24 protein-coding genes and 1 pseudogene are annotated in these 22,910 nt (G+C 43.4%); 7 read left to right on the forward strand and 18 right to left on the reverse strand.

Annotated elements, in window-relative coordinates; genetic code table 11:
• Nucleotides 1-19: 19 nt before the first annotated feature.
• A complete protein-coding gene (locus C1715_RS15170; RefSeq protein ID WP_009064827.1) occupies nucleotides 20-916 on the forward strand; it encodes an AraC family transcriptional regulator in 897 nt (298 codons plus the stop codon).
• A gap of 82 nt (nucleotides 917-998) precedes the next feature.
• On the opposite strand, the gene C1715_RS15175 is transcribed toward C1715_RS15170, so the two are convergent.
• Together C1715_RS15175 and C1715_RS15180 are read right to left on the reverse strand one after the other, a co-directional pair.
• Nucleotides 999-1,421: a 2-thiouracil desulfurase family protein gene (locus C1715_RS15175; protein ID WP_011988846.1), complete on the reverse strand. Its 423-nt coding sequence runs from the start codon at nucleotides 1,419-1,421 to the stop codon at nucleotides 999-1,001.
• Nucleotides 1,422-1,451: 30 nt separating this feature from the next.
• Nucleotides 1,452-1,976: a nitroreductase family protein gene (locus tag C1715_RS15180; RefSeq protein ID WP_009064821.1), complete on the reverse strand. Its 525-nt coding sequence runs from the start codon at nucleotides 1,974-1,976 to the stop codon at nucleotides 1,452-1,454.
• Between the two features lie 373 nt (nucleotides 1,977-2,349).
• Between C1715_RS15180 and C1715_RS15185 the strand changes: the two genes are divergently transcribed.
• Nucleotides 2,350-3,657 carry an IS110 family RNA-guided transposase gene (locus C1715_RS15185; RefSeq protein WP_035287686.1) on the forward strand — a complete coding sequence of 436 codons (1,308 nt, stop codon included), beginning with the start codon at nucleotides 2,350-2,352 and terminating at the stop codon, nucleotides 3,655-3,657.
• 256 nt (nucleotides 3,658-3,913) lie between these two features.
• Entirely contained in the window at nucleotides 3,914-4,510 is a 597-nt protein-coding gene (locus C1715_RS15190; protein WP_009064831.1) for a TetR/AcrR family transcriptional regulator, read from the forward strand.
• Nucleotides 4,511-4,908: 398 nt separating this feature from the next.
• Here C1715_RS15190 and C1715_RS15195 read toward each other — a convergent pair whose 3' ends face one another.
• A complete protein-coding gene (locus tag C1715_RS15195; RefSeq protein ID WP_020073007.1) occupies nucleotides 4,909-5,493 on the reverse strand; it encodes a hypothetical protein in 585 nt (194 codons plus the stop codon).
• Nucleotides 5,494-5,838: 345 nt separating this feature from the next.
• Here C1715_RS15195 and tnpA point away from each other — a divergent pair.
• Nucleotides 5,839-6,165: pseudogene (tnpA, locus tag C1715_RS15200) on the forward strand (IS200/IS605 family transposase); the annotation flags it as partial.
• A 208-nt stretch (nucleotides 6,166-6,373) separates the two neighbouring features.
• Here tnpA and C1715_RS15205 read toward each other — a convergent pair.
• The 3 genes from C1715_RS15205 to C1715_RS15215 form a co-directional block, all read right to left on the reverse strand.
• A complete protein-coding gene (locus C1715_RS15205; RefSeq protein WP_029161776.1) occupies nucleotides 6,374-7,774 on the reverse strand; it encodes a relaxase/mobilization nuclease domain-containing protein in 1,401 nt (466 codons plus the stop codon).
• Nucleotides 7,775-7,853: 79 nt separating this feature from the next.
• A complete protein-coding gene (locus tag C1715_RS15210; RefSeq protein ID WP_020073005.1) occupies nucleotides 7,854-8,153 on the reverse strand; it encodes a CD1845 family protein in 300 nt (99 codons plus the stop codon).
• A 233-nt stretch (nucleotides 8,154-8,386) separates the two neighbouring features.
• Complete coding sequence (locus C1715_RS15215; protein ID WP_102401957.1) at nucleotides 8,387-9,436, reverse strand: IS30 family transposase; 1,050 nt, start codon at nucleotides 9,434-9,436, stop codon at nucleotides 8,387-8,389.
• A gap of 194 nt (nucleotides 9,437-9,630) precedes the next feature.
• Between C1715_RS15215 and C1715_RS15220 the strand changes: the two genes are divergently transcribed.
• Nucleotides 9,631-10,971 carry an SIR2 family protein gene (locus tag C1715_RS15220; protein WP_020073004.1) on the forward strand — a complete coding sequence of 447 codons (1,341 nt, stop codon included), beginning with the start codon at nucleotides 9,631-9,633 and terminating at the stop codon, nucleotides 10,969-10,971.
• Nucleotides 10,961-12,985: an ATP-binding protein gene (locus tag C1715_RS15225; protein WP_027103904.1), complete on the forward strand. Its 2,025-nt coding sequence runs from the start codon at nucleotides 10,961-10,963 to the stop codon at nucleotides 12,983-12,985. Before C1715_RS15220 ends, C1715_RS15225 begins: the two co-directional genes overlap by 11 nt.
• A gap of 57 nt (nucleotides 12,986-13,042) precedes the next feature.
• Here C1715_RS15225 and C1715_RS15230 read toward each other — a convergent pair whose 3' ends face one another.
• The 9 genes from C1715_RS15230 to C1715_RS15275 all read right to left on the reverse strand — a co-directional run bounded on the left by C1715_RS15230 (nucleotide 13,043) and on the right by C1715_RS15275 (nucleotide 20,555).
• Nucleotides 13,043-13,390 carry a plasmid mobilization protein gene (locus C1715_RS15230; protein ID WP_020073002.1) on the reverse strand — a complete coding sequence of 116 codons (348 nt, stop codon included), beginning with the start codon at nucleotides 13,388-13,390 and terminating at the stop codon, nucleotides 13,043-13,045.
• The gene (locus C1715_RS15235) at nucleotides 13,387-13,569 is read right to left on the reverse strand and encodes a DUF4316 domain-containing protein (RefSeq protein ID WP_020073001.1); all 183 of its coding nucleotides are present in this window, start codon (nucleotides 13,567-13,569) and stop codon (nucleotides 13,387-13,389) included. Before C1715_RS15235 ends, C1715_RS15230 begins: the two co-directional genes overlap by 4 nt.
• A gap of 51 nt (nucleotides 13,570-13,620) precedes the next feature.
• Nucleotides 13,621-14,208 carry a defense against restriction DarA-related protein gene (locus tag C1715_RS15240; RefSeq protein WP_020073000.1) on the reverse strand — a complete coding sequence of 196 codons (588 nt, stop codon included), beginning with the start codon at nucleotides 14,206-14,208 and terminating at the stop codon, nucleotides 13,621-13,623.
• A gap of 141 nt (nucleotides 14,209-14,349) precedes the next feature.
• Nucleotides 14,350-14,727 carry a cysteine-rich VLP protein gene (locus C1715_RS15245; RefSeq protein WP_020072999.1) on the reverse strand — a complete coding sequence of 126 codons (378 nt, stop codon included), beginning with the start codon at nucleotides 14,725-14,727 and terminating at the stop codon, nucleotides 14,350-14,352.
• Between the two features lie 205 nt (nucleotides 14,728-14,932).
• Nucleotides 14,933-15,598 carry a DUF4366 domain-containing protein gene (locus tag C1715_RS15255; protein ID WP_020072998.1) on the reverse strand — a complete coding sequence of 222 codons (666 nt, stop codon included), beginning with the start codon at nucleotides 15,596-15,598 and terminating at the stop codon, nucleotides 14,933-14,935.
• Nucleotides 15,595-15,864 (reverse strand): DUF4315 family protein, encoded by a 270-nt coding sequence (locus C1715_RS15260; protein ID WP_020072997.1) that lies wholly within the window; start codon nucleotides 15,862-15,864, stop codon nucleotides 15,595-15,597. The genes C1715_RS15255 and C1715_RS15260 overlap by 4 nt, the downstream gene beginning before the upstream one ends.
• Nucleotides 15,865-15,885: 21 nt before the next feature.
• The gene (locus tag C1715_RS15265) at nucleotides 15,886-17,856 is read right to left on the reverse strand and encodes a C40 family peptidase (RefSeq protein ID WP_029161777.1); all 1,971 of its coding nucleotides are present in this window, start codon (nucleotides 17,854-17,856) and stop codon (nucleotides 15,886-15,888) included.
• A complete protein-coding gene (locus C1715_RS15270; protein WP_029161778.1) occupies nucleotides 17,849-20,212 on the reverse strand; it encodes a VirB4-like conjugal transfer ATPase, CD1110 family in 2,364 nt (787 codons plus the stop codon). Before C1715_RS15270 ends, C1715_RS15265 begins: the two co-directional genes overlap by 8 nt.
• The gene (locus C1715_RS15275) at nucleotides 20,160-20,555 is read right to left on the reverse strand and encodes a PrgI family protein (protein WP_020072994.1); all 396 of its coding nucleotides are present in this window, start codon (nucleotides 20,553-20,555) and stop codon (nucleotides 20,160-20,162) included. The genes C1715_RS15270 and C1715_RS15275 overlap by 53 nt, the downstream gene beginning before the upstream one ends.
• Nucleotides 20,556-20,619: 64 nt before the next feature.
• Between C1715_RS15275 and C1715_RS15280 the strand changes: the two genes are divergently transcribed.
• Nucleotides 20,620-21,051: a VOC family protein gene (locus C1715_RS15280; protein WP_020072993.1), complete on the forward strand. Its 432-nt coding sequence runs from the start codon at nucleotides 20,620-20,622 to the stop codon at nucleotides 21,049-21,051.
• Between the two features lie 27 nt (nucleotides 21,052-21,078).
• Here C1715_RS15280 and C1715_RS15285 read toward each other — a convergent pair whose 3' ends face one another.
• Genes C1715_RS15285 through C1715_RS15295 form a run of 3 tightly spaced genes read right to left on the reverse strand, consistent with a single transcriptional unit; the run spans nucleotide 21,079 to nucleotide 22,908 of the window.
• Complete coding sequence (locus C1715_RS15285; protein WP_020072992.1) at nucleotides 21,079-21,477, reverse strand: DUF7007 domain-containing protein; 399 nt, start codon at nucleotides 21,475-21,477, stop codon at nucleotides 21,079-21,081.
• A gap of 42 nt (nucleotides 21,478-21,519) precedes the next feature.
• Complete coding sequence (locus C1715_RS15290; protein ID WP_020072991.1) at nucleotides 21,520-21,993, reverse strand: SpoVG family protein; 474 nt, start codon at nucleotides 21,991-21,993, stop codon at nucleotides 21,520-21,522.
• Nucleotides 21,994-22,041: 48 nt separating this feature from the next.
• Nucleotides 22,042-22,908: a VirB6/TrbL-like conjugal transfer protein, CD1112 family gene (locus tag C1715_RS15295; protein WP_020072990.1), complete on the reverse strand. Its 867-nt coding sequence runs from the start codon at nucleotides 22,906-22,908 to the stop codon at nucleotides 22,042-22,044.
• Nucleotides 22,909-22,910: the final 2 nt, after the last annotated feature.

Raw genomic sequence — 22,910 nt, forward strand, 5'->3', positions numbered from 1 at the left:
CAAAGAGAAGGTATCTTGTATGAGCATAGCAAAATGTAATGTAACAGTGAATTCTTCCGGTGAAGAAGTTCAAAAGCATGGAACGTCAGAATTCCCGATTGCTTTTTATGAGGAAAACTTATCAAGCTATTCTATTCCCTGGCACTGGCACGAAGATTTTGAGATTATATGGGTAATCTCAGGATCGATAAAAGTATCTGTTAATAGCACAGAACATATCCTAAACAAAAATCAAGGGATATTTATCAATGCAGGCTTTCTTCATTCCATTCATGCAACAAACGATGGCGAATACGTTTTAAGATCCATTGTTTTTCATCCAAGGCTAATCGGAAGCATAGATAGTATATACTGGCAAAATTATATTGAGCCGATTATCCAGAATAAAAATCTGCCATACATTTTATTAGACCCATTCATTAACTGGCAGGACAAAATACTCGCTTACTCGATTTCTGTATGGAACAGACTTTATAACACTGAAAATGGTTTTGAAATATATGTCAGGAACGAATTATCGCAATTGATTCTAATTGTGCTAACAAATCATTCCATATGTGAAGCAAAACCCAGCATTCGAAATCTTCGAAATGCCGATCGAATAAAAACCATGCTTCAATACATTCAGATGCATTTTTCAGAAACCATAACCATCTCTACTTTAGCAAGGGTAGCGCTGATCAGTGAAAGCGAAGTTCTGCGCTGTTTTCACCGTACAATCCATTCCACACCGAATCAGTACCTGAAACAATATCGAATCCAAAAAGCATGTCAAATGTTAATCGATACAGATATGACTTCTATCGATATTGCCTTTCAATGCGGATTTCAAAGCAGCAGCTACTTTACGAAAACTTTCCGAGAACAGATTGGCTGTACCCCTTTGGAGTACAGAAAAAGGGATCAGCAATGCTAATCCCTCTTTCTAATGTAATGAAAAGTTAGACACGACGACCAACTGATATTCGGCAAAAACATTGAATTTTTCTATTTCGAATCTACATATTAAAATCTTCTGCATCTTTTACGGGGTACCCTTTAGTAATCAGGGCTTTAGCAAAAAGTCCCTGACCAGATATTAGCTTCCCGGTAAATGTTCCATCATATATATTGTTAACTCCGCAAGTTGGACTTCTTGACTGCAAAATAGCCAAATCAATTTTTTCTCCTTCTATTTTTTCTAATGCAAGCGCAACTGCTTTCCTATAATCAGAATCAACATTATTTCCCTTATCATCCATCACTACTTCATCAACAATCTCAGCACATGGTCGGGGAATAGGCATATTGGCTAACATTTCAGGACAAATACTGAGAACCTCTTTTCCTTTTAGATATTCAATCACAGCTTCATTGCGATTGTTTCTTCCATTATATTTACAATTACATCCTAGTACACATGCACTTACTAATACTTTCATACTCAACAACTCCTATGGAAGACTTTTACCTTAATCTATATATTTCTCATACATCACCGTTTCGCTTATTTCTTTGCGTTGGGCAATATGACGCTCTGGACTTAAAAAGCCTTTTTCTGGATACCCCATTAAGAGTAAAGCTGTCGGTTCTATGTACTCTGGTAAATGAAATTCATTGCTTATAATTGCGGGATCAAACAAACCAACCATTACGCTTCCAATATTTAATTCTCTTGCTGCCAACATCAGGTGGTCACAGACAATACCTATATCCAAATCGCCAGAACATTTTTGATCAAATGGCCGTATTAATTCATCCCGTCGATCCCGACACACGATAAAAACACACTTAGAACCAAACGTTTGATAAGCCTTTTTAATTTTTAAAATGTTTTCTTCACTTTGAACAACAATAATCCTTTGTGGTTGTTTATTACAGGCTGTAGGGGCGACACGTCCAGCCGATAAAATCTGATTTAAGTCATCTTTTGGAATCTGTGCTCCCGTAAAGCCGCGTGTTGTGCAGCGTTGTTTTGCCAGTGTTAAAAAATCCATTATTCTACCTCCTTGTATAATAATGATGTAGTCATTAAGACTACTCATCTCAATTTAATTGTTTCTATAATAGATAACAGAAGAAGGATTTCTTCCTTCATCAGATGTTATCTTAGTTAATTATCATGCTTGACGGTTCCTATATAGACTCCAGACTTTTCATAAAGTATAATCTTCAAGGATAGGACAAATAATGTTTTCCTCCTTGGGAAGTCAGTATCTGCTGACTCATACCCGTGATTTAGTCAATTAGTCCATTCAATGAGGTTTTATGATTCGGCTGGTTGGGAGCCTCAGGCTATACCTGTATAACTCGCAAGGTTGTGTACTCATTAGATGGAAATGGATTCCTATCGGAAAGGAGCTTTTGCTCATGTCAAACATTTTATTTAAAAATTTATTTATCTCGGTCGGTATTGATGTTGGTGCAGATTTCAGTTGGATGTCTATCGCACTTCCTAACCAGACCTTTGTTGGAAAGCCTTTTAAAATACTACATTCAAACATTGATTCCCTTGAACTCGCTGTTTCTAAAATAAAAGAAGCAGAAGAGTTGTATTCTTTGGAAAGTCGCATTTTCCTAGAATCCACGGGAATTTATCATTACCCACTCTTCTGCTATCTTCGTGATACTGGATTTAATGTTAACCTAATTAATCCTATCATCACTAAGAATAGCACAAACATTAACATTAGAAAAGTGCATAATGACAGATTTGATTCAAAAAAAGCTGCCTTAATAGGCTTAAAGCCAGATTTAAAAGTATCTCTTATGCCATCAGATCTTGCTCTTGATTTAAGAAATCTTTCAAGAGAGTATTATGATTTGATGGACAACCGTTCTGCTTATGTGAACAAACTTCAAAGTGAACTTCGGATGGTATTTCCAGAATACCTTAAAATTTTTTCAAAAATAACTACTAATACATCATTAACCTTATTAGAAACATACACATCTCCAGATGCATTTTTAAATGCTTCCAAAGAAGAGATTATTGATTCTATAAGATCTACAGCTCGTTTTGGGCTTACATATGCTAATAATAAGTATAATGCCATTATAAAGGCTGCCAATGATGCAAAGACCTTCGGTTATTCTGTAAGTAGTAATTTTAAGCGTATTAGATTATACATAAGCTTTATTCGAAAGTATGATGAAGAGATTTCTTCTATACTCTCTGAAATGCATAAGCTTGTTGATGAAAATGAAAATACTGATTTTGTAAAGCAAATTCACTTGATTGAAACATTTAAAGGTGCAGGTTTTCTTTCTGCTGTAAGCCTCATGGGAGAAATCGGAGATTTCTCTGCGTTCAACTCACCAAAACAGCTTTTTGCTTATTTTGGTTTAGATCCAGCAGTAAAGCAATCTGGCAACTTTAATGGCACAAAAATCAGTATGTCAAAGCGAGGCTCTCGAATTGCCAGAAGAGTAATTCACACTATGGCATTAATCAGCATAAGCAAAAACAAAGATGGCTCCGCCAAAAATCAAGTACTTCGAGAATACTATCTTTTAAAGTGCCAAAGTAAGCCTAAAATGATTGCTCTTGGGGCAGTTATGCATAAAGTTTGTAACATATTATTTGCCATTCTTCGTGATGGGAAAGAATTTGAAATAATTACACCAGAAGAACACCAAAAGAATTATCTCAAAGCGAAATGCGGCTTCGCTGCGTAGTATAATTCCATAAATATAATTTCCGTTTTTTGTTAGTCTAACAAAAGTTTATTAAGGTTACCCTTTTTTAAGATAATAAAAATATTAATTATTTTTTTAATTCTTATTGACATTTCTTAGCTGGACTATATACGAATGATTATTCACATTATTATTATAGTACCCGCATTGATAGATGTCAACAAAATGCGAATAATGATTCACATTTCATTGACCTGATTTAAAGTTCCAAGTATAATAAAAAAGAGGTGATATTATGAATGATGTAAGAGAACCCATTCAAAAACGTTCTATTGAAACAAAGAAAAAAATACTAGATGCCGGGTTTGCCCTTTTTTGCGAAAAAGGATATTATAAAACCAATACAATTGAGATTGCCAAACGTGCTGGTATCTCAACAGGAGCGCTATATAGTTACTTTAAAGATAAGAAACAAATATACATTGCTGCTTTTCACGATTATCTTGAAAATATTTCAGGCCATTTACTTGAAAAATTAAGTTTGCAACAACCTTTTTCACTAGCTAGTTTTGTCGAAAATTGGATCTGTTATTATATTGACTTATATGCCGATACCAGTCACGCTCTGGCTCAGTTAAGAATGATGATATCAGAAGATACTGATATCAATCGTCATTTTTCCAATTTTGAAAATGAATATTTTTTAAAAATTAAAGAGCTATTAAATAAAAATGGCATAACGCAAGATGACTTATTTGAAAAAGTTTACACTTGCTGCATTTTAATTGATGCTCTTAGACAGGAAAAATCTGCATTTTCACACAACGGCTTAGACTTCAATATTTTTAAAGACCAAGTAACCAAAACTGTCATTGTATTATTGTCAAGTTGATTTTTTATTAAGGGCTAATAAAATCGCAGAGCAAGTCTATTTTTCTGTATGGCAATTCAATTTGTCATTTGATAACTCTATCTATGTAATCTATCAAGGGGTGTAAATGAGAGACTTCAATTAATTCGGAAGCTCTTTCAGACGCAAAGATGGCGTAAGAAATTGCTTTCTTACGCCGGTATTAGCCACAGGTCTAGAGGTCAGGTCTTACCTTTTTCAACTTGTTCAGTTCCCTCGCAAACACATATCAATATTCCATTGTATTAGATAAGGACATTTTCCTTTGGAAAGCGTCATTATTATATCAAAATATACTCCAATCCAAAATCCTTCGCAAAAGTCGTAAACATCTATTAATCCTTCATATTTTCAGACTTTTTACTAAAAAACCATCTCATTCAGGAAAAGAAAGGCATTTGATACAGAAAAAAGGCAATAGCAGGTCCTATACACAGTGATATTAATGTTGTAATCAATTTTTTATGCATAAGAATTATAGCACAAATTAAAAATATTATCTCACAATACATATCATCATGATTACTGGACATAATTTGCAAAAGCATTACCGAAATAACACCTGCTGATAGTAATACCGCTAAGATATTATCTTGCTTTATTTTATGACATAAAACGGCCAAAAACGGCGATATTGCGGTAATTGTATACCAAATTAACATATAGCTATTAACATTAACATGAATCAATAAATGGTATATATGAAATGTAATATTTAGACTTAAGAAAAAAAACAAAACTCTAATTGCAGCTGAAATAGATTTTTCGCTTTTTAATGAAATAAATAATGCAATAAGGATCCATATACCAAAATTTGAAAGAATCGCATTTACATTTATTTGACCTAAGAAGAAATTGATATGGATATGCCTATTGTCTATATAGGCCGAAAAAAGACCTAATAAAACACCAACCACTGTAACGCTTAGTATGGGAATGACATTCTTTTTTGTTATTTTATTCAACTTTATAACCCTCCAAATTATATAAATAGCGAGTAATATCCATTCGCATTTTTCCATGATACATCTATTTATTTGCTAAATGAGATTGCAGTGTGTAACTGTAGCAATAATAATTAACGCAACGCCTGAACCAAACCATAACCCAACGAAATGGGACAACATCTGCTAAAGGCCCAAAAATCGCCATACCAATAGGCAAAAAACCGGAGTAGATTATTTTTGTATTCCATTGTTTTTATCCATATTTGCATTATACTTTGCGATGAACTTAATGGCAACCATAGCTCCATATATCTTGCCTCTGGAGTCGTATCATAGTACATCTCGGCAGCGAAATTACCGTAAATGCTTACAGTTTCACCATCATCACCGCACACAGACAGACATAATGACCACGTATTCACGCCGAAGTATCAGCGAAAGATAATCTATTATCAATTGAGGGACGACATACGGCAAATCATAAGAGATTTATGCAAAAGGAAGGGAATTGCGATCATAGAAGGACATATAATGCCCGACCATATTCATTTGCTTCTCTCAATTCCACCAAAATACAGTATATCGCAAATCATGGGATATCTCAAAGGAAAAAGTGCGATAATGATTTTCGATAGACATGCAAATTTAAAATACAAATTTGGTAATCGGAATTTTGGGGCGGAAGGATATTAAAAGCAAACCACAATTTTTGTGCCATTTTTGGGGCTTACGCTAACCCGCAAGCAGGGCAAGTGTATTGACACTTGCACATTTTTAAGAATTTCCCTGCGGTCAACTCTTAAAAATTGCTTGTTGGGGCAAGCCGCCCCAAACCCTGCGACTTCGGGCCAATTTGGCCCGAAGTCGGTGCGTTGCACCTCATGTTGCGTCATGTTCGCTATCGCTCCATTTCCTTATTTTTCTGCGCGTCCGTCAGGCCGAGCAGGTGGTCTATATTGCTTTTCACCGTAACAATTTCCTGCATGGCCTTTTTGGTTTCCCGGTACTCCCGGTAAGCCTTTTTCTTATCTGCCGATAACCGCTGGAACTCCGCTTTGAGCGTATCCATTTTGGGGAGCTTCGCCCCGGACAGCAAACGCCGGAAGATGTCCTGCGCCGCCCGGTAGGTAGCAATATCGGCTTCATGCTCGGCAAGATATTTCTTGCTGTACTTCGCCGCCTTGTACCCCTCAAATACAGAACGGGTTTTAGCATAATCCACCACCGCTGCCTTTAGCTCCGCATTGACACGCATAGCGGCTTCGGTGGCTTTTATGCTGTCTGAAAGCGTATGGAAACGGTCGGTAAGCTCCGCGGTCTTTTGCTCCAAATCTGCATATTCCAGCAAACCATTTTCCTGCAAATACTGTAAAGCTGCCGCCATCTGCTTGAGGTTGAATACCTTTGCCCAGCGTTCATAAGCCGGTCCTTTTTCGGCTTTCATACGGGCTTGAATATCCACAATCAGATTGACCTTGCGCCGTTCCTGCGGAGCGGCTTTTCCCTCAATCGCCGCTTGTATATCCTCCTGCCCGTAGCCCTTGCCAAGCGTAGAAGCACGGAGCCGGGTAAAGCGTTCCTGCCCCTCTGCCCGAAAGCTGATCGTGCCGCCGCGCCCCTGCTTGATTTCATAGCCAGCCGCCGTCATTGCCTGTAAAAAAGTGTCCATATCCGGCGGCTTCGTTGCAAGACAAATATCAATTTGTGCCTTTAATTTTTCTTGAAAGGTAGGCGGTTTATGACCTCCCAGCCATTCCCCGTAATGCTTGAATTTCCCCTTGCTGTGGCGTTTCGGATTGGTAATAACAGACAGTCCGTTTTCAAGGCATATCCGGTCGGAAAGCCGCCGCACCGCACGGGCAGAACCGATAAAATCCCGGAATTTCCGGGTGCAGTCCAGTGAGGTGGAATTGTAGTAAATATGGCAATGAGGGTGGGGGCGGTCAGCATGGGAAACCACGAAAAAGGCGTGTCGCCCTTTTGTCCAGCGCATAGCAAGGTCATAGCTGATTTTAAGAGCGGTTTCCGGGTCTGTTTCGCCGGGCGGGAATGCCTGTCGGATTTGATAATACAGCACATCATTCTCCCGTTTTTGCTCCCGCCCGGTAATAGCCTTATATTTTGCTTTGGAGAGTAAAAATTCTGCGTCAGCCGTGGCAGGGTCACATTCATAGGCAAGAATTAAATCTCCGTTGCGGGTCTTATCTGGATTTTTCCCGTAGTCAAAACCGTCCTTTAAAGTTTCCATAATGGTCATGCCACTTCCCGTGTGACGGGTCATAAGGCGGGTGGTTGCCATGTCGTTTCCTCCTTTCCTCGAAAAAACAACTTCGGGCCAAGTTGCCCCGAAGTTGCCCGGCAGTTCTGTTATGCCGCTGTTAGCTTACAATGAAAAAGCGAAGCGAATTGTTTAGGCTGTGCAGTCCGTCAATGAGGTATTCCGCAATGGCGGGAATCCCAAGGGGTGAAATTAAAAACGACAGGAACAGGAACACGCCGAAGCCCAGCTTTTCACCGCTTATCAGCAGGGCAATACTGATAAGAACGCCTATCCCGGAAACTACCTGTAAGAGAGCGGCGGCATAGCAGAACACAAATTCAATCATGGGTGTTATTATCGTCAACAGAACCACAAACGGCGCGGCGATAATCTTAAATATCAGCTTGATAAACTTCATAAAAAATCTCCTTTCATTGAGTGGCTTTCTTGTTGTATCCTACCTATATTTTACCATTTTGGGCAGGGTGCAACAATGTTGTCGAGGCCGCACCGATCTTGTCCCGGGACTTCGGGCCAAGTTGGCCCGAAGTCAGCTTGTTTATGTAAGGAAAATGCTGTATAATTAAATATAAATAAATTTCCTAAATTGCAATAACAAATTGAACTAATTTTCTGGTAAGACTAAATTTGTTAACACGAATAAATGATGTCCAACTGTTCTTCAAAGAGTTCTTCCGGCGTTTTGTAGCCAAGAATCTTTCTTGGAAGTTGATTACACCAGTCTTCAATAAAAGCAATAGCATCAATGCTAAATTTAGATATAGCAACACCTTTTGGTATAAATTTTCTAATCAAACCATTATGGCGTTCATTTGTTCCACGTTCGTGAGGAGAATACGGATGTGCAAAGTAAACTTTTGTATCGGTATCTTTCTCAAGGGTTGATAATTCAGCAAATTCCAAACCGTTATCTCCAGTGATTGTCCTAAATATCTGGCTAAATTTTGAACCGAAATAATCCTTGATTTTATTAAGTTCTTCCCTAACTGCACTAGCCGTTTTTGATGGAATTATCCTAACAATTGAATTACGAGTTTGACGTTCAGTTATCGTTAGGAGGACGTTGTCAGTTTTAGCTTTTAAGCCTATGACAGTATCAATTTCCCAGTGGCCAAATTCATGCCTACTGTCAACTGATTCTGGGCGTTCTTCTATGCTCCTACCAAGATTTCTCTTATGGTGTCTAACTCTTTTGGGCTTATTATTCCTACGAAGCTTTAGAGGCAAATCCGTATTAGCAATATCTACTAAACCAAGGTCAATATAGTTATAGATGGTTTTGGTGCATACAGTTTCTGAAAGTTTGAATTTACCACTTTTAACAGTAGAACCTACAGATGCGTCAACAGACCATTCTTTAAGCCTCATTTCGTTGCACACGTGTGTAACAAAAGAGGAACAAGTAAAGCGTTTAAATTTGGGGCAACAGTTCATTCTATTGCGGTTGTAAATCGATTCGCCAGTGTCAGCCAGATATACCATAACTTTTTTGTTTTGGATAATCTGTGCTACAGTGCCTCTTTTAATTTCATTGGTTATGGTGTTAATGGAACGCCCCAACTCCTTTGCAATGCGATATGGCGTATACCCATCCTTAAGGCGAAGCTGTATGGTGACTCTTTCCTCAAAATTTAAATGTTTTTGTTTGCGAGAATTTGTGGTATTGTTAGGATAGTCCATAGTGATTGTCCTTTCTGTTAAGTTTGGTTTGTGGTGATTCAATCTTAACACAGGAAAACCTCTATGGATTTTTTATTTAGTTCAATTTGAGTTTACAATTAAGCTATAAATAAATTTTACCATTTTTTAAATTTGGTACATATTGCTGCTTTTGCAACGAAAAGGATGGATAAAGGCGAAGGAGAAGAACAATTATGAATATTGATGAAACATTGTATCAATCGATGCTCGAAAACCAGAATTGTTTAAAAATTAGCAGTAAGATTGAATTCCCTGTATTTGATAATTTCAATGGGGAAAAAGACTTACAGTCTATGCGTGAACAATATCGAAAGAGAATTGAACCGTGGCTTAGTGCAGCACTACAAACTGAACATTTATCTATGTTAATCGGCACTGGACTTACGATGGCAATCTGTTCTTCTGCTGATGTTAAGTCATCTTCTATGGCAAAGGCAAAATTTGGTGAGGACTTTTCTACTAAAATAAACACTTATGCTGAAAATGCCGCAAAGCAAATGGGAAGAGGTAATTATAATATTGAAGATCAGATACGAACCGCTTTATCCTTGCTTCATGGCTACGAAATAGATAATAATGATAAAGCAGCAAAGAAGCTTGGTGCTGAAATTGATATTGTTCTTACTGATTTTAGTAATAGTATTTTAGAAGCAGAAAAAAGTTTTATGACAGCACTAGAATCTTCAGATACTATCCAATCAGCTAAAGCAGAATTCGCACTATTTTTACTTAAGTCATTTATTACATCTTTCAGTAGTAGGACTGCAACCAGAGAGCGAACGCATATTTTTACAACCAATTATGATCGTTTTATAGAACTCGCTTGTGATTATTCAGGTATTAAAATTTTGGATCGCTTTTGGGGAAAAATTGTTCCCCGTTTTCAAGAAAGTCCAGCTACAATTGATTATTATTATCGGACACCAGATGCCAAAAATGAATTTCGCTATGCAGAAGGTGTTGTTCGTTATAGTAAAATTCATGGCTCTGTAGATTGGGTTAATAAAGATAATGCAATTTATAAGGATTGCCTTCGATTCGGAGCTGAAAAAGTTGAATTACCCAAAGATAAAACTTATCGTGACCATTTAATGATTTATCCTAATTCCATGAAATCAGTTGAAACAGCCTTATATCCATATTCGGAGCTCTTTCGTGATTTTAGCAGTGCAATATGTCGGCCAAATTCAACATTGGTGACATATGGATACGGATTTGGTGATACCCATATAAATAAAATCATAAAAGAAATGCTTAGTACTCCCTCTACGCATTTAATCATTATTTCCTATGGAATAGACGAACGTCTTGTTGGATTTTTAAGACAAATTAATCTTGCTCAAATAACATTACTCTGTGGTGGCGAGTTTGGTAGTATTGAAAATTTGGTACAATTTTATTTACCGAAAGCAGCTATTGACACGATAACTGAATCGGCAAGTAAACTCGTTGATGCTCGTAAAGGATATTTGGACAGAGCAGAGGTTAGTGCGGAGGTGGAGAATGAACTTTAATAATTATTCAGATAAATGTATCGGAATAGTAGACTCGGTTTCTCCTTCTGAAATTAAAGGTTTCTTATTGGATACTGCACCAACAAATGTTTCCATTACTGAGGGTAATATATCTTTATTCCCAAGAATAAATAGTTTTTTAACCATCCCTAATGAAACGGGGTGCTTAGTTGGCATGATTTCGTGGATAGGATATAATCATTTAAATGTAAATAGTGAGGTCAATCTTCCCCGGGGAGCGCGAATTATTTCGTTAAATATACTTGGTCATATCACAGCTACATTAAATGGCCTTGAATTTGAACGAGGAGCATTTACCTTACCTACTGTAGGTGACCCTATTCTTCTTCCTGACCCGGAGCAAATGGATACTATCATTGAAAACCATGATGAAGAATCCATCACAATTGGAACGTCACCATTAGCTGGTAATAGGGATGTCCGTATTTCTGTTAATGAACTTTTTGGGAGACATCTTGCTGTGCTCGGAAACACAGGAAGTGGAAAATCCTGTACGGTTTCTGGATTGATAAGGTGGTCAATAGAATCAAGTGAAAAAGCTGGTCAAAAATCTCCAAATGCTCGATTTATTATCCTTGACCCTAATGGAGAATATAAACATTCATTTGATAATTTAAATGTTGATGTAACACATTGTACTGTAAAGGATTTGGATAAATCCAGTTCTTCTCAACTGCGGATTCCTGCATGGATGTGGACAAGTTCTGAATGGGCTAGTGTATTTCAAGCAAGTGATAAAACACAAAAGCCTTTATTGCGTGAAGCTCTTAGAGATTTAAAAGCAGCAAACCAAGATTGTACTAAATTCAGCAAAGAAACTGTAACTGGAGATCGTATTAAAATTTTTATTTATAAATTGGAATGTTTTCTGCGTGAATCCATCGTTTCTCAATCTCATTTATCTAATGAAAGGACAAAATTCGGTAAAGAACTTAAGGCTAGAGTTGAAACGCTAAGGCTCGAAGTTCTAAAGCTTGAGGAAACGAACGATTATAAAACAGATTTAATAAATTTTTGTGACACTACTGATACTACAATTCAACAATATCAAGGTACATATAACGGAAATTTGTACTACAATATTTTCCCCGCGCAAGATGTTCAAATAATTCTTAGTAATACTATAGGTATCTCTGGTACTTTTGGAAAAGCAAGCGAAAACTTAACATGTAATGAAGATGATCCTATAGAATTCCCCATTGAAAACCTTGCCCCCTATATCGCTGCACTTGCAAATGATACCCAAGTGGCACAATATATTGATTTTATGACTATAAGAATTAAGAGTATTCTTCGTAATTCTGTACTGTCGCCCGTCATTGGAAACAATCCACAAATCACTTTGTTAGACTGGGTAAATTTATTCTTGGGTGAATCAAAAGAAAAGAAGGCAAAAATTTGTATTATTGATTTATCCCTATTACCTTCAAACATAGTCCATTTGATGGTTTCGGTCATTGCAAGGCTAATTTTTGAAGCATTGCAGAGATACCGAAAACACTATGAAAAGGAACTTCCAACACTATTAATTATGGAAGAGGCTCATAACTTTATAAAAAAGTATTCTGACAATAATGATAATTCGTCAGAAAAACTATGTACACAAGTATTTGAGAAGATAGCGCGTGAAGGTAGAAAATTTGGTTTGGGACTTGTTGTTTCTTCACAGCGTCCTTCCGAATTATCCCCGACAGTTTTATCACAGTGTAATTCTTTTATCTTGCATAGAATCGTAAATGATCGTGATCAAGATATGGTCAGGAGAATGGTTCCAGATAATATGGGAAATATTTTATCAGAACTCCCCGCTTTACCAACTAAAAAAGCTATTATTTTAGGTTCTGCCGTTTCAATTCCTACTGTGGTAGATATTAAAGATATCCCTTCACAAAACCGGCCTAAATCGGACACTCCAGATTTTTGGAAAGTTTGGACACATGCCGAAGAGCGTTCCCTGGATTGGAAACCAATTGTTGACACTTGGCAAGGCTAATTACCTGCTAAAGTAAAAGCGGGGAGCGACGGCATGTGCCAACGCTCCCCGCTTTTCTTATAGCTCCACTATCGCCGTAAGCTGTTTGAGTACCTCTGAAACCCGGCCCCATAGCTCGGTATAATCTTTTTGCAGAGCGGTAATTTCGGACGGATAAATGCCGTAGGTGTTGGCATGAATGGCAACCTGATTCAGATTGTTGGCACATCTGCGTTGCAGGGAAACCAGCTCCCGGACAGGGGAAATGTCAATATTTAACACATAGCCATTGAGCGCCATTTTTCGGATATAGGCGCTTAAATTCTGTGTTCCGGCCTGTGCCATACGCTCCTGAATGGCAGCGTATTCATCATCACTCACCCAAACATAAAGGGGAACGCCGCGCCTGCGTTTGGGGCGACTCACCGTTCCTCCCGTTCCCGGCTCCGGTGTTTTGCCGGCGGCTCCTTTACCCGGTCTTTCGGCCTTTCCTCCGGCATGGTCTGCGGAACAGGCAGAGGGGCATTATTTGGAATCCCATCAATCATATTGTAATTCTGCTCGATCGAAAGCTCTGCATTTTTTAAATAGTTATCCTTTTCCATTCTCAAAAAACCTCCTTTTTAGTGACTTCGGGCCAAGTTGGCCCGAAGTGATTACCTGTCTTTCTCTGCGCTTTTTTGGGGAGCAGGACGGGCGGCATTGTCCCGTGCCGCCTGTTTTGCTCCCTCTGCCAGCCGGGCGGTAATTGATTTACTTTCTCCCGGTTCCCGCATGGGAGCTTTTCTGTCGGGATTGCCGGGAGCTGCCCGAAGCTCATAATCGCCAATCTGCTTTTCTGTCAGAGGTGCGTCATACACAAGATAGCCCCATGCCAGAAAGCGGCCCTGTTCCACACTTTCCGGCTTATCAAAATTCACAAGGTATAACGGGCCGTTCTCCGTTTTGGGGAACGTGCCAATATCCACCGGCCTTTGTGTAGAATAATATCGATAAGCCGATTTTTCGGATACGCGGTAGTCATGATGATATTCGGAAACACGGTTCTCATAATCCCTTGTGGCGGCGGCTTTATCGGTGGTATAGTGCCCCCAATAATAATCGCGCCTGCCGCTTGCGTCCTCGGTAAACTGCCATGTGGCAAAGGGCTGTACCGCCTGCGGATTTTCCCCAAGAGCAAAACCCCGGTCATTCTCAAAGGCAATGGCCCGTTTGATTTCATATCCTTTTACGTTATCGCTCATTTTTCCCTCCGTTCTCATACATGGAAATGTCACGCTGTTACCCGCAAAAAGTGGGGGCAGGAAGCATAGATACCTTTTCCTTGAAACCGGCGCCGGAAAGCCCCGGAAATCAAGGCTTTTGGGGGCAAACTTCGTGACACCTTACCCCCTGTTTTTGCGCCTGTGCCGCTGTTGGCGGCGGCGGTCTGCTTCGCGTTTTCCTTTCCGGCGGCAGGCTTCGGAGCAATAGGCCTGACTGGTAACAGGAAGATAGGCCGCCCCGCAGACCGGGCAGGTCTTACGGGAAAGCACCGTAGGGTTTCCGGCTAAATCAGCTTCCAGCACCGGGTTAAGCGGAAGCACGGCCTTTTGAAAATATTTGCAGTATGTGCCCGTCCAGCATTTATCCATCATATAACAGCCGCCGTAATCAAGGGGCAGACAGCCATATTCCGGGTCATAGTTGGCGCATATCCCTGTTACCAGCCTGCGGATTGCGGCGTGTTCCTGGCGGGTCAGTTCCCGGGGTTCGGCACTCATACGTCTGACTTCGGGCCAAGTTGGCCCGAAGTTCCCTCCCTTTGCGGCAAAATCAAATCCCGGTAGCAAACGCCCACGCAGACAGAGCCGTTCCAATAACTGCAATCCCGGCAAGGGGAGCCTTTCGGCGGCTTGCGCGGTGGAACCGGGCGACAGGGACGGGGCTTTTCTTTCATCATTTTTTCATAGGGGCTGTTAGTAAAGTTCATGCGTCCTCGTCCTCCCCGGTATCCGAATCCTCCCCATCCACTTCCCACGGAGGGGTATCGTCCTCCTGCTCGTCGTAAGGGTTGGTTTCGTATTCGTCAAATTCGTCCTCTGCCAAAGCGGCCTGTTCCTGCTTCGGGCGATAAATCTTAAAGTAATATCCGGCCCCGCCGCCAATCACTACAACCGCCAGCACCAGCAGGAGCATGGTAGTATTGCTTTTTTGCTCCAATTCCGCAGAGGTTTCTAAAGAAGTTTCGGAGCTTATGTCTGTTTCAGAACCGCTTTCCGGTTCGGGAGTAGAAATAGCGGCGGTTTCATTTTCCACGGTATCCTCGGATTTTTCCGCAAGAGCCAGCAGGTCTTTTTCCGTCACGGCATTCAGAAAATACACATTGTCCATTTCCCGCTGAAGGTCAATCACGAGGTAAAATACATTTTCGTCCGGGGTGGTGATGGTGTAGAATTGCTTGCTGTCCTCGTCCGTGGCGGTATTGACTACGGTTCCCGTTCCGGCTGGGGTAAAGGGATTGGTTTCAGAAGTCGCCGGAGCTTCCGTTACTTCCGGGGTTTCCTCACCGCCGCTGGCATAGGCCACAGTGCTAAAGGAAAATACCATTAAAAAAGCGGCGCACAGCACCGCCATCATACGAAATTTCTTCATTCTTCGATTTCCTCCTTTTCAGTTTGGGCGGGTACTGCGGACTTCGGGTTAAGTTGGCCCGAAGTAGCCCCGCCTGTCTTTGCCACTTTCAGCAGGTCGGCAAGGTCGGTCAGGGAAATATCCATGCCGCGCACCGCGTCCACAATTTCCAAATTTTCAAGCTCGATTTTCTGCTTTTCCAGCTCCCGCAGCTTTGTTTGAAACTCATTGATTTTTTCCTTTGTTTTCTGTATGTCCTTGCTGACACGTTCAATTTTCGCGTTCAAAAAATTACCTCCTATGTTTCGTTAGGGCAAACGCCCATAGCCTAAAAAGTGACTTTGCCAGTAGCTTGTATTGATAGAAGCGTACTGTATGGGAGAGCCGCAATGGATCATCATGCCATTTCCTACGTAAATTCCCACATGGCTTGCGCCCGGAGTGTCGTAGGTGCCTTGAAAGAAAATCAGGTCGCCGGGCTGTGCTTCGCCCGGTGGGATATGGGAACAGAAATTGAAAAGCCCCGTTGCGGTCGTTCGCCCCACGCTTCCCACACCAGACTGATTGATGACCCAGCACACAAAGCCCGAACAATCAAAGGAAGTGGAGGGAGAAGAACCGCCCCAAACATAGGGATAGCCTAAATATTTCTCCGCTTCCGCAATCAGAGCGGCAAATTCCGGGTCGGCCAGAGCTTGTGGCGGTATGTCGTAATCGGTGTATTCTCCGGCATGGGCGTAAATATTGCCCTCAAACAGATAAGGGCGGTTGCCTTTGGTCTTTTGGTAAATGGCATAGCGTTCCGACTGCTCCGGGTCGAGATTGGTAAGAGCTACAGCCCCCAATGACTTATTTTTTAAAGACACATTGAGGATATAGTAATCATAGGGAACCTCGTAGGTGTCGGTATGGGTTTCGCCGTTTTCGTCCGTCCAAGTATCGGTTTCCGTGCGGTAGCGTACCTCCACCGTTTCCGTGATGGTCAGGATATACTGTTGCCCGAATAGGGCTTGCAGTTCGGTCTGTACCTGCGCCGGGGTGTAGCCGCCGTATTTGGCGGTCAGATAGGAAGCCAGCTCAAAGGGGTCATGCCCGATTTCGTCCACGGAATAGCGGTACTCGTCATAGTCTGGATAATCGCTTTCTATTCGGGAGAGCCGATCCCGTAAATCCTTTTCCAGTGCGGTATAGCTTTCGTCCACAGCTTCAATATCGCTGTCCGACGAACCGTAGGAAGTGCCGCCTACAACGCTAATCAGGCCGTTGCCAATGGTGGTGATTCCCGCCATGCAGGATTGCAGAACCACAATCAGCAGGAACAGCACCAGCCCAAGCAATAGAATTTTGGGATTGCGCTTTACAAAGGCCGCAACCGTTCGGGCAATTTTTTTTGTGAACCTCACCGCTTTTTTGCCCTGCTTTACCGCTTCCTTTGCCTGCTTTCGGTACTGCTTTTTTAGCTGTTGCTTCTGCCAGAACCGGGAAACCGGATTGCTTTGCAAGCCCGGATTTTCCTGCACAAGCTGGCGGTAGGTGTAATCGGCTCTTGCGCTGATATGTCTGCTTTCCCACTTGCGAACCTGCCGAGCGGGACGGGTTCTGATACGGTGATTGATAAAGCGTGTACCGCCCCAGATAAGGTGTTCCCCGGCAAGCTCCGTTTTGTGGGCGGCTTCCGTTCCCATATTTTCATGCTCCACTTCATGGATTTTTCCATGCACATACCGCCATGGCTGATACTGGACGGCACGGCTGATGGTTTTGACTGGGCCGGGATTTTTCTGCGGCTTCTGATTCGCCAACTTTTCACGGGCGGTATTCAGCTTATTGCCGCTTTTTTCCATACGGAGCTTTGATTTCTCCATACGCTTGCTGTCCGGCGGGGTGTCCGTTTTTTCATTACCGGGCGGCGGCTCCCCGTCATGCCGCAGACGTTCCGAGGGGCGGGGTTTCTTGCTGTCCTGTCGGAGCTTTCCCGACTTCGGGCCAACTTGGCCCGAAGTGGCAGGGGCAACGGATTTTGGTGGTATGGTGGTGTCCGGGGTGACTTCCTCATCAAACTGTAATTTTCGTTTTTTCGTATTAGGCGGGGCAGGGTCAGAGCGATTACCCACAGGCGGCGAAGCTCCCGATGGGTCGGAGGTTTGCGGCGGTGTTTCCCCGGCAGTTTCCTTTTTCGGGATAGCTCGCTTTTCTGACTTCGGGCCAAGTTGGCCCGAAGTTCCCGCCTGCCCTTTTGGCGTAAACCGCAAGCGGCCCGGCCTGCCCGTATCACGCATTTTGGACCTCCCGTATGTCCTCTGGCCTTGTGGTTAGCAGATTGTAGATTTCTCCACGGGGGAAACGGTCTACAAAGGGAATGGTGGTATTGCCGAAGAACAAAAGCCCTTCCCCTGAATTACTGTGGGCGATATACGAAAGCTGATGTTCCGATATACCAAGCTGTTTAGCGAGGATTGCCCGGTCGCCCTGCGCCTGTGACAGCAGTATCATAAAGTCGCTGTTTTCCAAGATATTTTCGATTTCCCGGCTGGCTAAAAGGTCTTTTACATTCTGCGTGAGGGCACTCGGTACACAGCCCTTTTTCCTCAGCATCTTCCAGACACGGACGAAATAACTGGCACTTAGGGCATCTTGCAGGAGAATATGAAATTCATCATAGTAGCACCAGGTCGCAAGGCTTCTGGAAAAGTTTTTGTCTACCGCCTGTGTCACCAGCTCATTTGTGATGTGCATGGCGATTTTGCGTAGGTTTTCGCCCATGCTTTTCAGCACGATACAGGTAATACGGCTATCGGTCTGCACGTTGGTAGGGTGGTTAAACATATTGAGGGAGCCGGTGCAGTAAAGCTCCAAGGCGGTTGCAATCCGTCTGGCTTCCGGTTCGGGCTGTTTGCACAGGGTTTCATACAAATCTTGCAGAAGCGGCATTTTCCCGTCCCCGATACCAAGGGCAAGCTCCCGGTACACCAAGCGCACACAACGGTCAATAACCGTTTTTTCAATGGGCTGTAAGCCCTCCTTGCCGCCGATAATCAACTCACATAAGGACAATAAAAAATCCGCTTTCATCGAAAGCGGGCTGTCCTCTCCGGCTAAGTTCAATTTTAAGTCCATTGGGTTGATGTGATGGGGGCTGTTGGGCGATATTTCTATGACCTCACCGCCAAGCCGCCTGACTAACGGGGCGTATTCGCCCATTGGGTCTACCACGATAATGCGGTCTTTGGTGGCAAGGAATACGTTGATTAGCTCACGCTTTGCGGCAAAGCTCTTGCCGGAGCCGGTGCTTCCAAGATACAAACCATTGGCGGATTTCAGCTTTTTGCGGTCTGCCATAATCACATTATGGGAAAGAGCGTTCATTCCGTAGTATAAAGCCTGCCCGTCCATGCGAAGCTCCTGCGTCATAAAGGGAACGAATATCGCCGTAGAGCTTGTTGTCATACCCCGCTGTATCTCGATTCCGTTGTACCCAAGAGGGAGCGAGGACATAAAGCCCTGTTCCTGCTGAAAATCCAGCCGTTTGAGAAAGCAGTTATATTTCTGCGTAATGCCCGACACCGTGAAAATATCGTTTTCCAACTGCTGGCGGGTGGGGGCTGTGTTCACCACAAGAAACGTGAGAAGAAACATTCGCTCGTTACGGCTCTGTAAATCTGCCAAGAGTGCCGCCGCGTCCTTGCTGTAAGTGAGCAAATCCGGGGGCAGAATATCAATGTCATACCCGGCTCTTGCGGCTTTTTTCTGCTCGTCCATTTTCATACGGTCTATGTCGGTCAGCTTTGCCTTGACCGTTTTTACCGCTTTGGTCTGGTCTACCGTCTGGATATGCAGGGTGATGGTCATTTCTGCGTCCACCTCCAAAAGCTCCGCTAACAGCTTGTCGGAAAGCTCCGAAGCCATAATCTGCATATACAGAGCCGCGCCCCATGTAGTCCCCACACGAAAGGCGCGGCTTTGGCGAAAATCAAAGGAAGTGGGAGCAATGAAGTCCTTTGTTCCCATGCCGGTTTTGGGTATCATATCCCAAGAGAAAATAAATTTTTCCTTTCCTCCGGGGTGTAGCTGGCTGTGCAGCACTTCCAGGCGTTCCCGCCCGGAAAGGGTTGCCGACTGTACGCCCAGCTTCTTGAAGTTCCCCACAATATCTGCTTCGATTCGCTCCAAGCGGGGCCGAGCCGCCGCTATCCCGTCTGCTTGAATCCCGAATGTAATGTATTTGGAGCGGACAATGCCGTTGTTGCTTTTGGCAATCTGGTTTTCCAGCATGGCGGTAAATTCACCCCGGATACTGTTAAAATCATCGTCCTGCGGGGAAATGTTCACGCTGTAACGGTTCTCCGGGCGGGAGCGGTGATTGATAAAGGAAAGCTGAAAGGGTAAGGCGCTGTCAAAGTAATTGAGAAAGCCGCAGTACCCGTCAAAAATGGTGCTTTGGTCGTCACTGGAAGCAACAGCATAGTTAATATCTTCATAGGAAAGGGTCTTTGTGTAGTAGCCCTCCCGCACCTTGCAGATACCGTCTTTCAGCATTTCCTTATAGGGAATGGTCTGCTGTGCCGACTGCGGCCCACGCCTTTTAGGCTTTCCGCTTTTTACAGGAATGGGCGGGCGTTTTGTTTCTTGTGCCATTGGGTGAAACCTCCTTTCCGGGTTTGCTTAGGTAGGAATAGAAATTCTGTGTCTGGTAGGGGCGTGTACGGGGCCACAGAAATTTGGAGCGGACAATATTTCGCACCACCTTTTCCAGCGGTTGTCCGTCACGCTCATACATGGCAATAAGAAAGCAAGGGAGCATTAGGGCAATCATCAGAAGCATGGCCCCGGTATTGCCAATGGCGGTACGGGTAAAAAGATAGGTCGGAATCCCGACTACCGCCGCCGTTCCGAAGCATAGTAGCTGGCGTTTGGTAAGATTGAACGCCACTTTGGTTTTTATTTTCGATAAATCATTTGGTACGCTTACATATGCCAATGAAAAATCCTCCTTTCCGGGTGTTTTCATGGTATAATTTAGAGAAAAAGCAAGGAGTGTTTTTATGGAAACATTGAATACAAAAGGGTTGTTGCCGATTGCACTTGACGCTGTTGTGTTGGAGTGCAGGGACGCAGCCGCTTTATCTGATTTTTATATACGGCTTCTCGGCTGGAAGAAAAACCATGTGGAAGAAAACGAGTGGACGGATATTATTTCGCCCTCTGGCGGTGTAAAAATCGCCTTTCAGCAAAATCCAGACTACGTTCCGCCCGTATGGCCGGACGAGCCGAGCGCACAACAGCAAATGGCACATTTGGATTTTACGGTACAAAATCAGGAGCAGTTGGAGCTTGCCGTACAGCACGCGCTTTCCTGTGGGGCAGTAAAAGCCAATATACAATATGGCGAAGCCACTTCACCGGAAAGTGAATCCTTATGGACAACTATGCTTGACCCAGCAGGGCATCCCTTTTGCTTTGTCATTTGGTCGTAACTTCGGGCCAACTTGGCCCGAAGTTCATTATCGCTCTGCGCTGTGAGTGGAAACCGTCTGCCGGGCCGGGGTCTTTTCAAGCCCGGCCTGCCGTACCCGCCAATAATCCGGGTTGTGTTCCCGAAGTGACTGATTGATGTTTTCCTCAAAAGCCACCTTATCCTTAATACGGTCAGGAACCGCCCACAGCTTTTTATCCAAAAGCTCCCGCAGGGCAACATCTTCCTGCGTATCTTCCTCAAAGCAGAGAAAACCGCTGTGACGGAAGCCGCACTTGATAGCGGCAGGAGAAAGCACCGCCGCCATATCCTTTGCAACCATTGTCCCGCCGTGACTGGCGGTACTCACAAGAAACACGCCGGGGCAGAGCATATCACAGGTCTGCACCTTGCCCCACGGCGATTGTTCCGGCTGTTGGTAAAGCATAGAATCCTCCTTTCCGGCACTTCGGGCCAAGTTGGCCCGAAGTTACCTTTCTGCATTTTGGGCCTTACTGGCCTTTGCCGTAGTAGAACGGGCGGCGTTTTCCTGTGCCGCCTGTTTGGCTCCCTCTGCAAGCTGTTTCGGGATAGACTGCTTTTCGGGGGAAGCAATGGCAGCGGCGCGGGTCTGCAACTTTTCAAGCTCCGCATGGTAAGCTGCTGTCACGGCTTCGGTCAGCTCGGCGCGGAACTCTTTTGTGATGGGGCGGGACGTATCCCGGTAGCCGGTCTTGCTGGTCTTATCCGGCTTGCTCGGCATACCTACAAAAATGCCCTTGTCGTTTTGCAAAATCTTGAAATCGTCAATTACAAAGCAGTCGTTCAGTTTCAGACTGGCAAAGCCTACAAGATTGCCTTTGGGTTCAATGAGCCGGGCGGTAACGTCCAGCTTCAGCGGCAAAGCCGCCTGTCCGGGTTGCGGTTCCGCTTCCTGCGGAACCGGTGTTTTTTCGTTGCTCATAGTAAAAAATTCTCCTTTCTCACTTCGGGACAAGTTGGCCCGAAGTTATCAGTGCGCTCCAAAAATGGATTTCGCAAGGCTTCCCGTTTTGAACATAGTAAAGCATAGCAGAACCGTATAGCCAATAACCGTCCATATGGCTCCAATGGGGTCGCCGCCTACGGCGATACTCTGCACCAGCTTTGCGTAAATTCCCACGCATACCAAAATCAGCAAGCCTTGAAAGCCCACGGCGCACAGGGATTTCAGATAGTTCTGACCCATGCCGCCGATTTCCCGGTTGACCAAGGTCGCTATTGGCACAGGGGCTAAACTGGTGAGTAGGTAAATTTCAATCATTCTGCCGTACACAATGACAAACACAACAATGTTAATTACTACGACTACTATTCGTATCAGGAAAGATTGCATCCACAGGCCAAGCAGAGGGCCGATTTCCATTGTCATGAGTTGGGTTTCCAAGCTATCCAGCATATCGGAGCTTACCGCCGTGTTTCCTGCAATCACGCCCCCTGCGTTGTTAATGACGCTTTGGGAAACATCAAATACTGCCATTACGATATTGAACGTGTTGGAAAGGAGCAGTACCGCGACAAAGGTCTTGAATATCCACTTGAAGAAAATCCATGTGTCAATGTCGTGCAGGTTGTTCCGCTCAATCAGCATTTGTATCAGCTCATAGCACATGACAAAGGTAAGCACCAGTCCGGCAATCGGCAAGACAACCGTTTCGGAAAGCTGCCGTATGAGGGAGAACACGCCGGGGTTCCAGTTCCCCGGCGTAGTTCCCACCTGTGTTGCAATCTCTCCGATCTGGTCGTTCACATTCTCAAAAAGACCGCTTAAATTGCCCATGATACCGTCTATCAGCAGGCCCTTTATCCATTCGTTAATCCAGTCGGTGAGAAAATCCATAC

The organism is Haloimpatiens massiliensis (assembly GCF_900184255.1).
GTDB lineage: Bacteria > Bacillota > Clostridia > Clostridiales > Clostridiaceae > Haloimpatiens > Haloimpatiens massiliensis.

Coding starts and splice junctions, on each gene's coding strand:
- C1715_RS15175 (WP_011988846.1), bottom strand. CDS start 1,421: ATGAAAGTATTAGTAAGTGCATGTGTACTAGGATGTAATTGTAAATAT.
- C1715_RS15220 (WP_020073004.1), top strand. CDS start 9,631: ATGAATATTGATGAAACATTGTATCAATCGATGCTCGAAAACCAGAAT.
- C1715_RS15190 (WP_009064831.1), top strand. CDS start 3,914: ATGAATGATGTAAGAGAACCCATTCAAAAACGTTCTATTGAAACAAAG.
- C1715_RS15280 (WP_020072993.1), top strand. CDS start 20,620: ATGGAAACATTGAATACAAAAGGGTTGTTGCCGATTGCACTTGACGCT.
- C1715_RS15290 (WP_020072991.1), bottom strand. CDS start 21,993: ATGAGCAACGAAAAAACACCGGTTCCGCAGGAAGCGGAACCGCAACCC.
- C1715_RS15255 (WP_020072998.1), bottom strand. CDS start 15,598: ATGAAGAAATTTCGTATGATGGCGGTGCTGTGCGCCGCTTTTTTAATG.
- C1715_RS15270 (WP_029161778.1), bottom strand. CDS start 20,212: ATGGCACAAGAAACAAAACGCCCGCCCATTCCTGTAAAAAGCGGAAAG.
- C1715_RS15180 (WP_009064821.1), bottom strand. CDS start 1,976: ATGGATTTTTTAACACTGGCAAAACAACGCTGCACAACACGCGGCTTT.
- C1715_RS15225 (WP_027103904.1), top strand. CDS start 10,961: ATGAACTTTAATAATTATTCAGATAAATGTATCGGAATAGTAGACTCG.
- C1715_RS15185 (WP_035287686.1), top strand. CDS start 2,350: ATGTCAAACATTTTATTTAAAAATTTATTTATCTCGGTCGGTATTGAT.
- C1715_RS15265 (WP_029161777.1), bottom strand. CDS start 17,856: ATGCGTGATACGGGCAGGCCGGGCCGCTTGCGGTTTACGCCAAAAGGG.
- C1715_RS15295 (WP_020072990.1), bottom strand. CDS start 22,908: ATGGATTTTCTCACCGACTGGATTAACGAATGGATAAAGGGCCTGCTG.
- C1715_RS15240 (WP_020073000.1), bottom strand. CDS start 14,208: ATGAGCGATAACGTAAAAGGATATGAAATCAAACGGGCCATTGCCTTT.
- C1715_RS15170 (WP_009064827.1), top strand. CDS start 20: ATGAGCATAGCAAAATGTAATGTAACAGTGAATTCTTCCGGTGAAGAA.
- C1715_RS15245 (WP_020072999.1), bottom strand. CDS start 14,727: ATGAGTGCCGAACCCCGGGAACTGACCCGCCAGGAACACGCCGCAATC.
- C1715_RS15215 (WP_102401957.1), bottom strand. CDS start 9,436: ATGGACTATCCTAACAATACCACAAATTCTCGCAAACAAAAACATTTA.
- C1715_RS15285 (WP_020072992.1), bottom strand. CDS start 21,477: ATGCTTTACCAACAGCCGGAACAATCGCCGTGGGGCAAGGTGCAGACC.
- C1715_RS15235 (WP_020073001.1), bottom strand. CDS start 13,569: ATGGAAAAGGATAACTATTTAAAAAATGCAGAGCTTTCGATCGAGCAG.
- C1715_RS15205 (WP_029161776.1), bottom strand. CDS start 7,774: ATGGCAACCACCCGCCTTATGACCCGTCACACGGGAAGTGGCATGACC.
- C1715_RS15210 (WP_020073005.1), bottom strand. CDS start 8,153: ATGAAGTTTATCAAGCTGATATTTAAGATTATCGCCGCGCCGTTTGTG.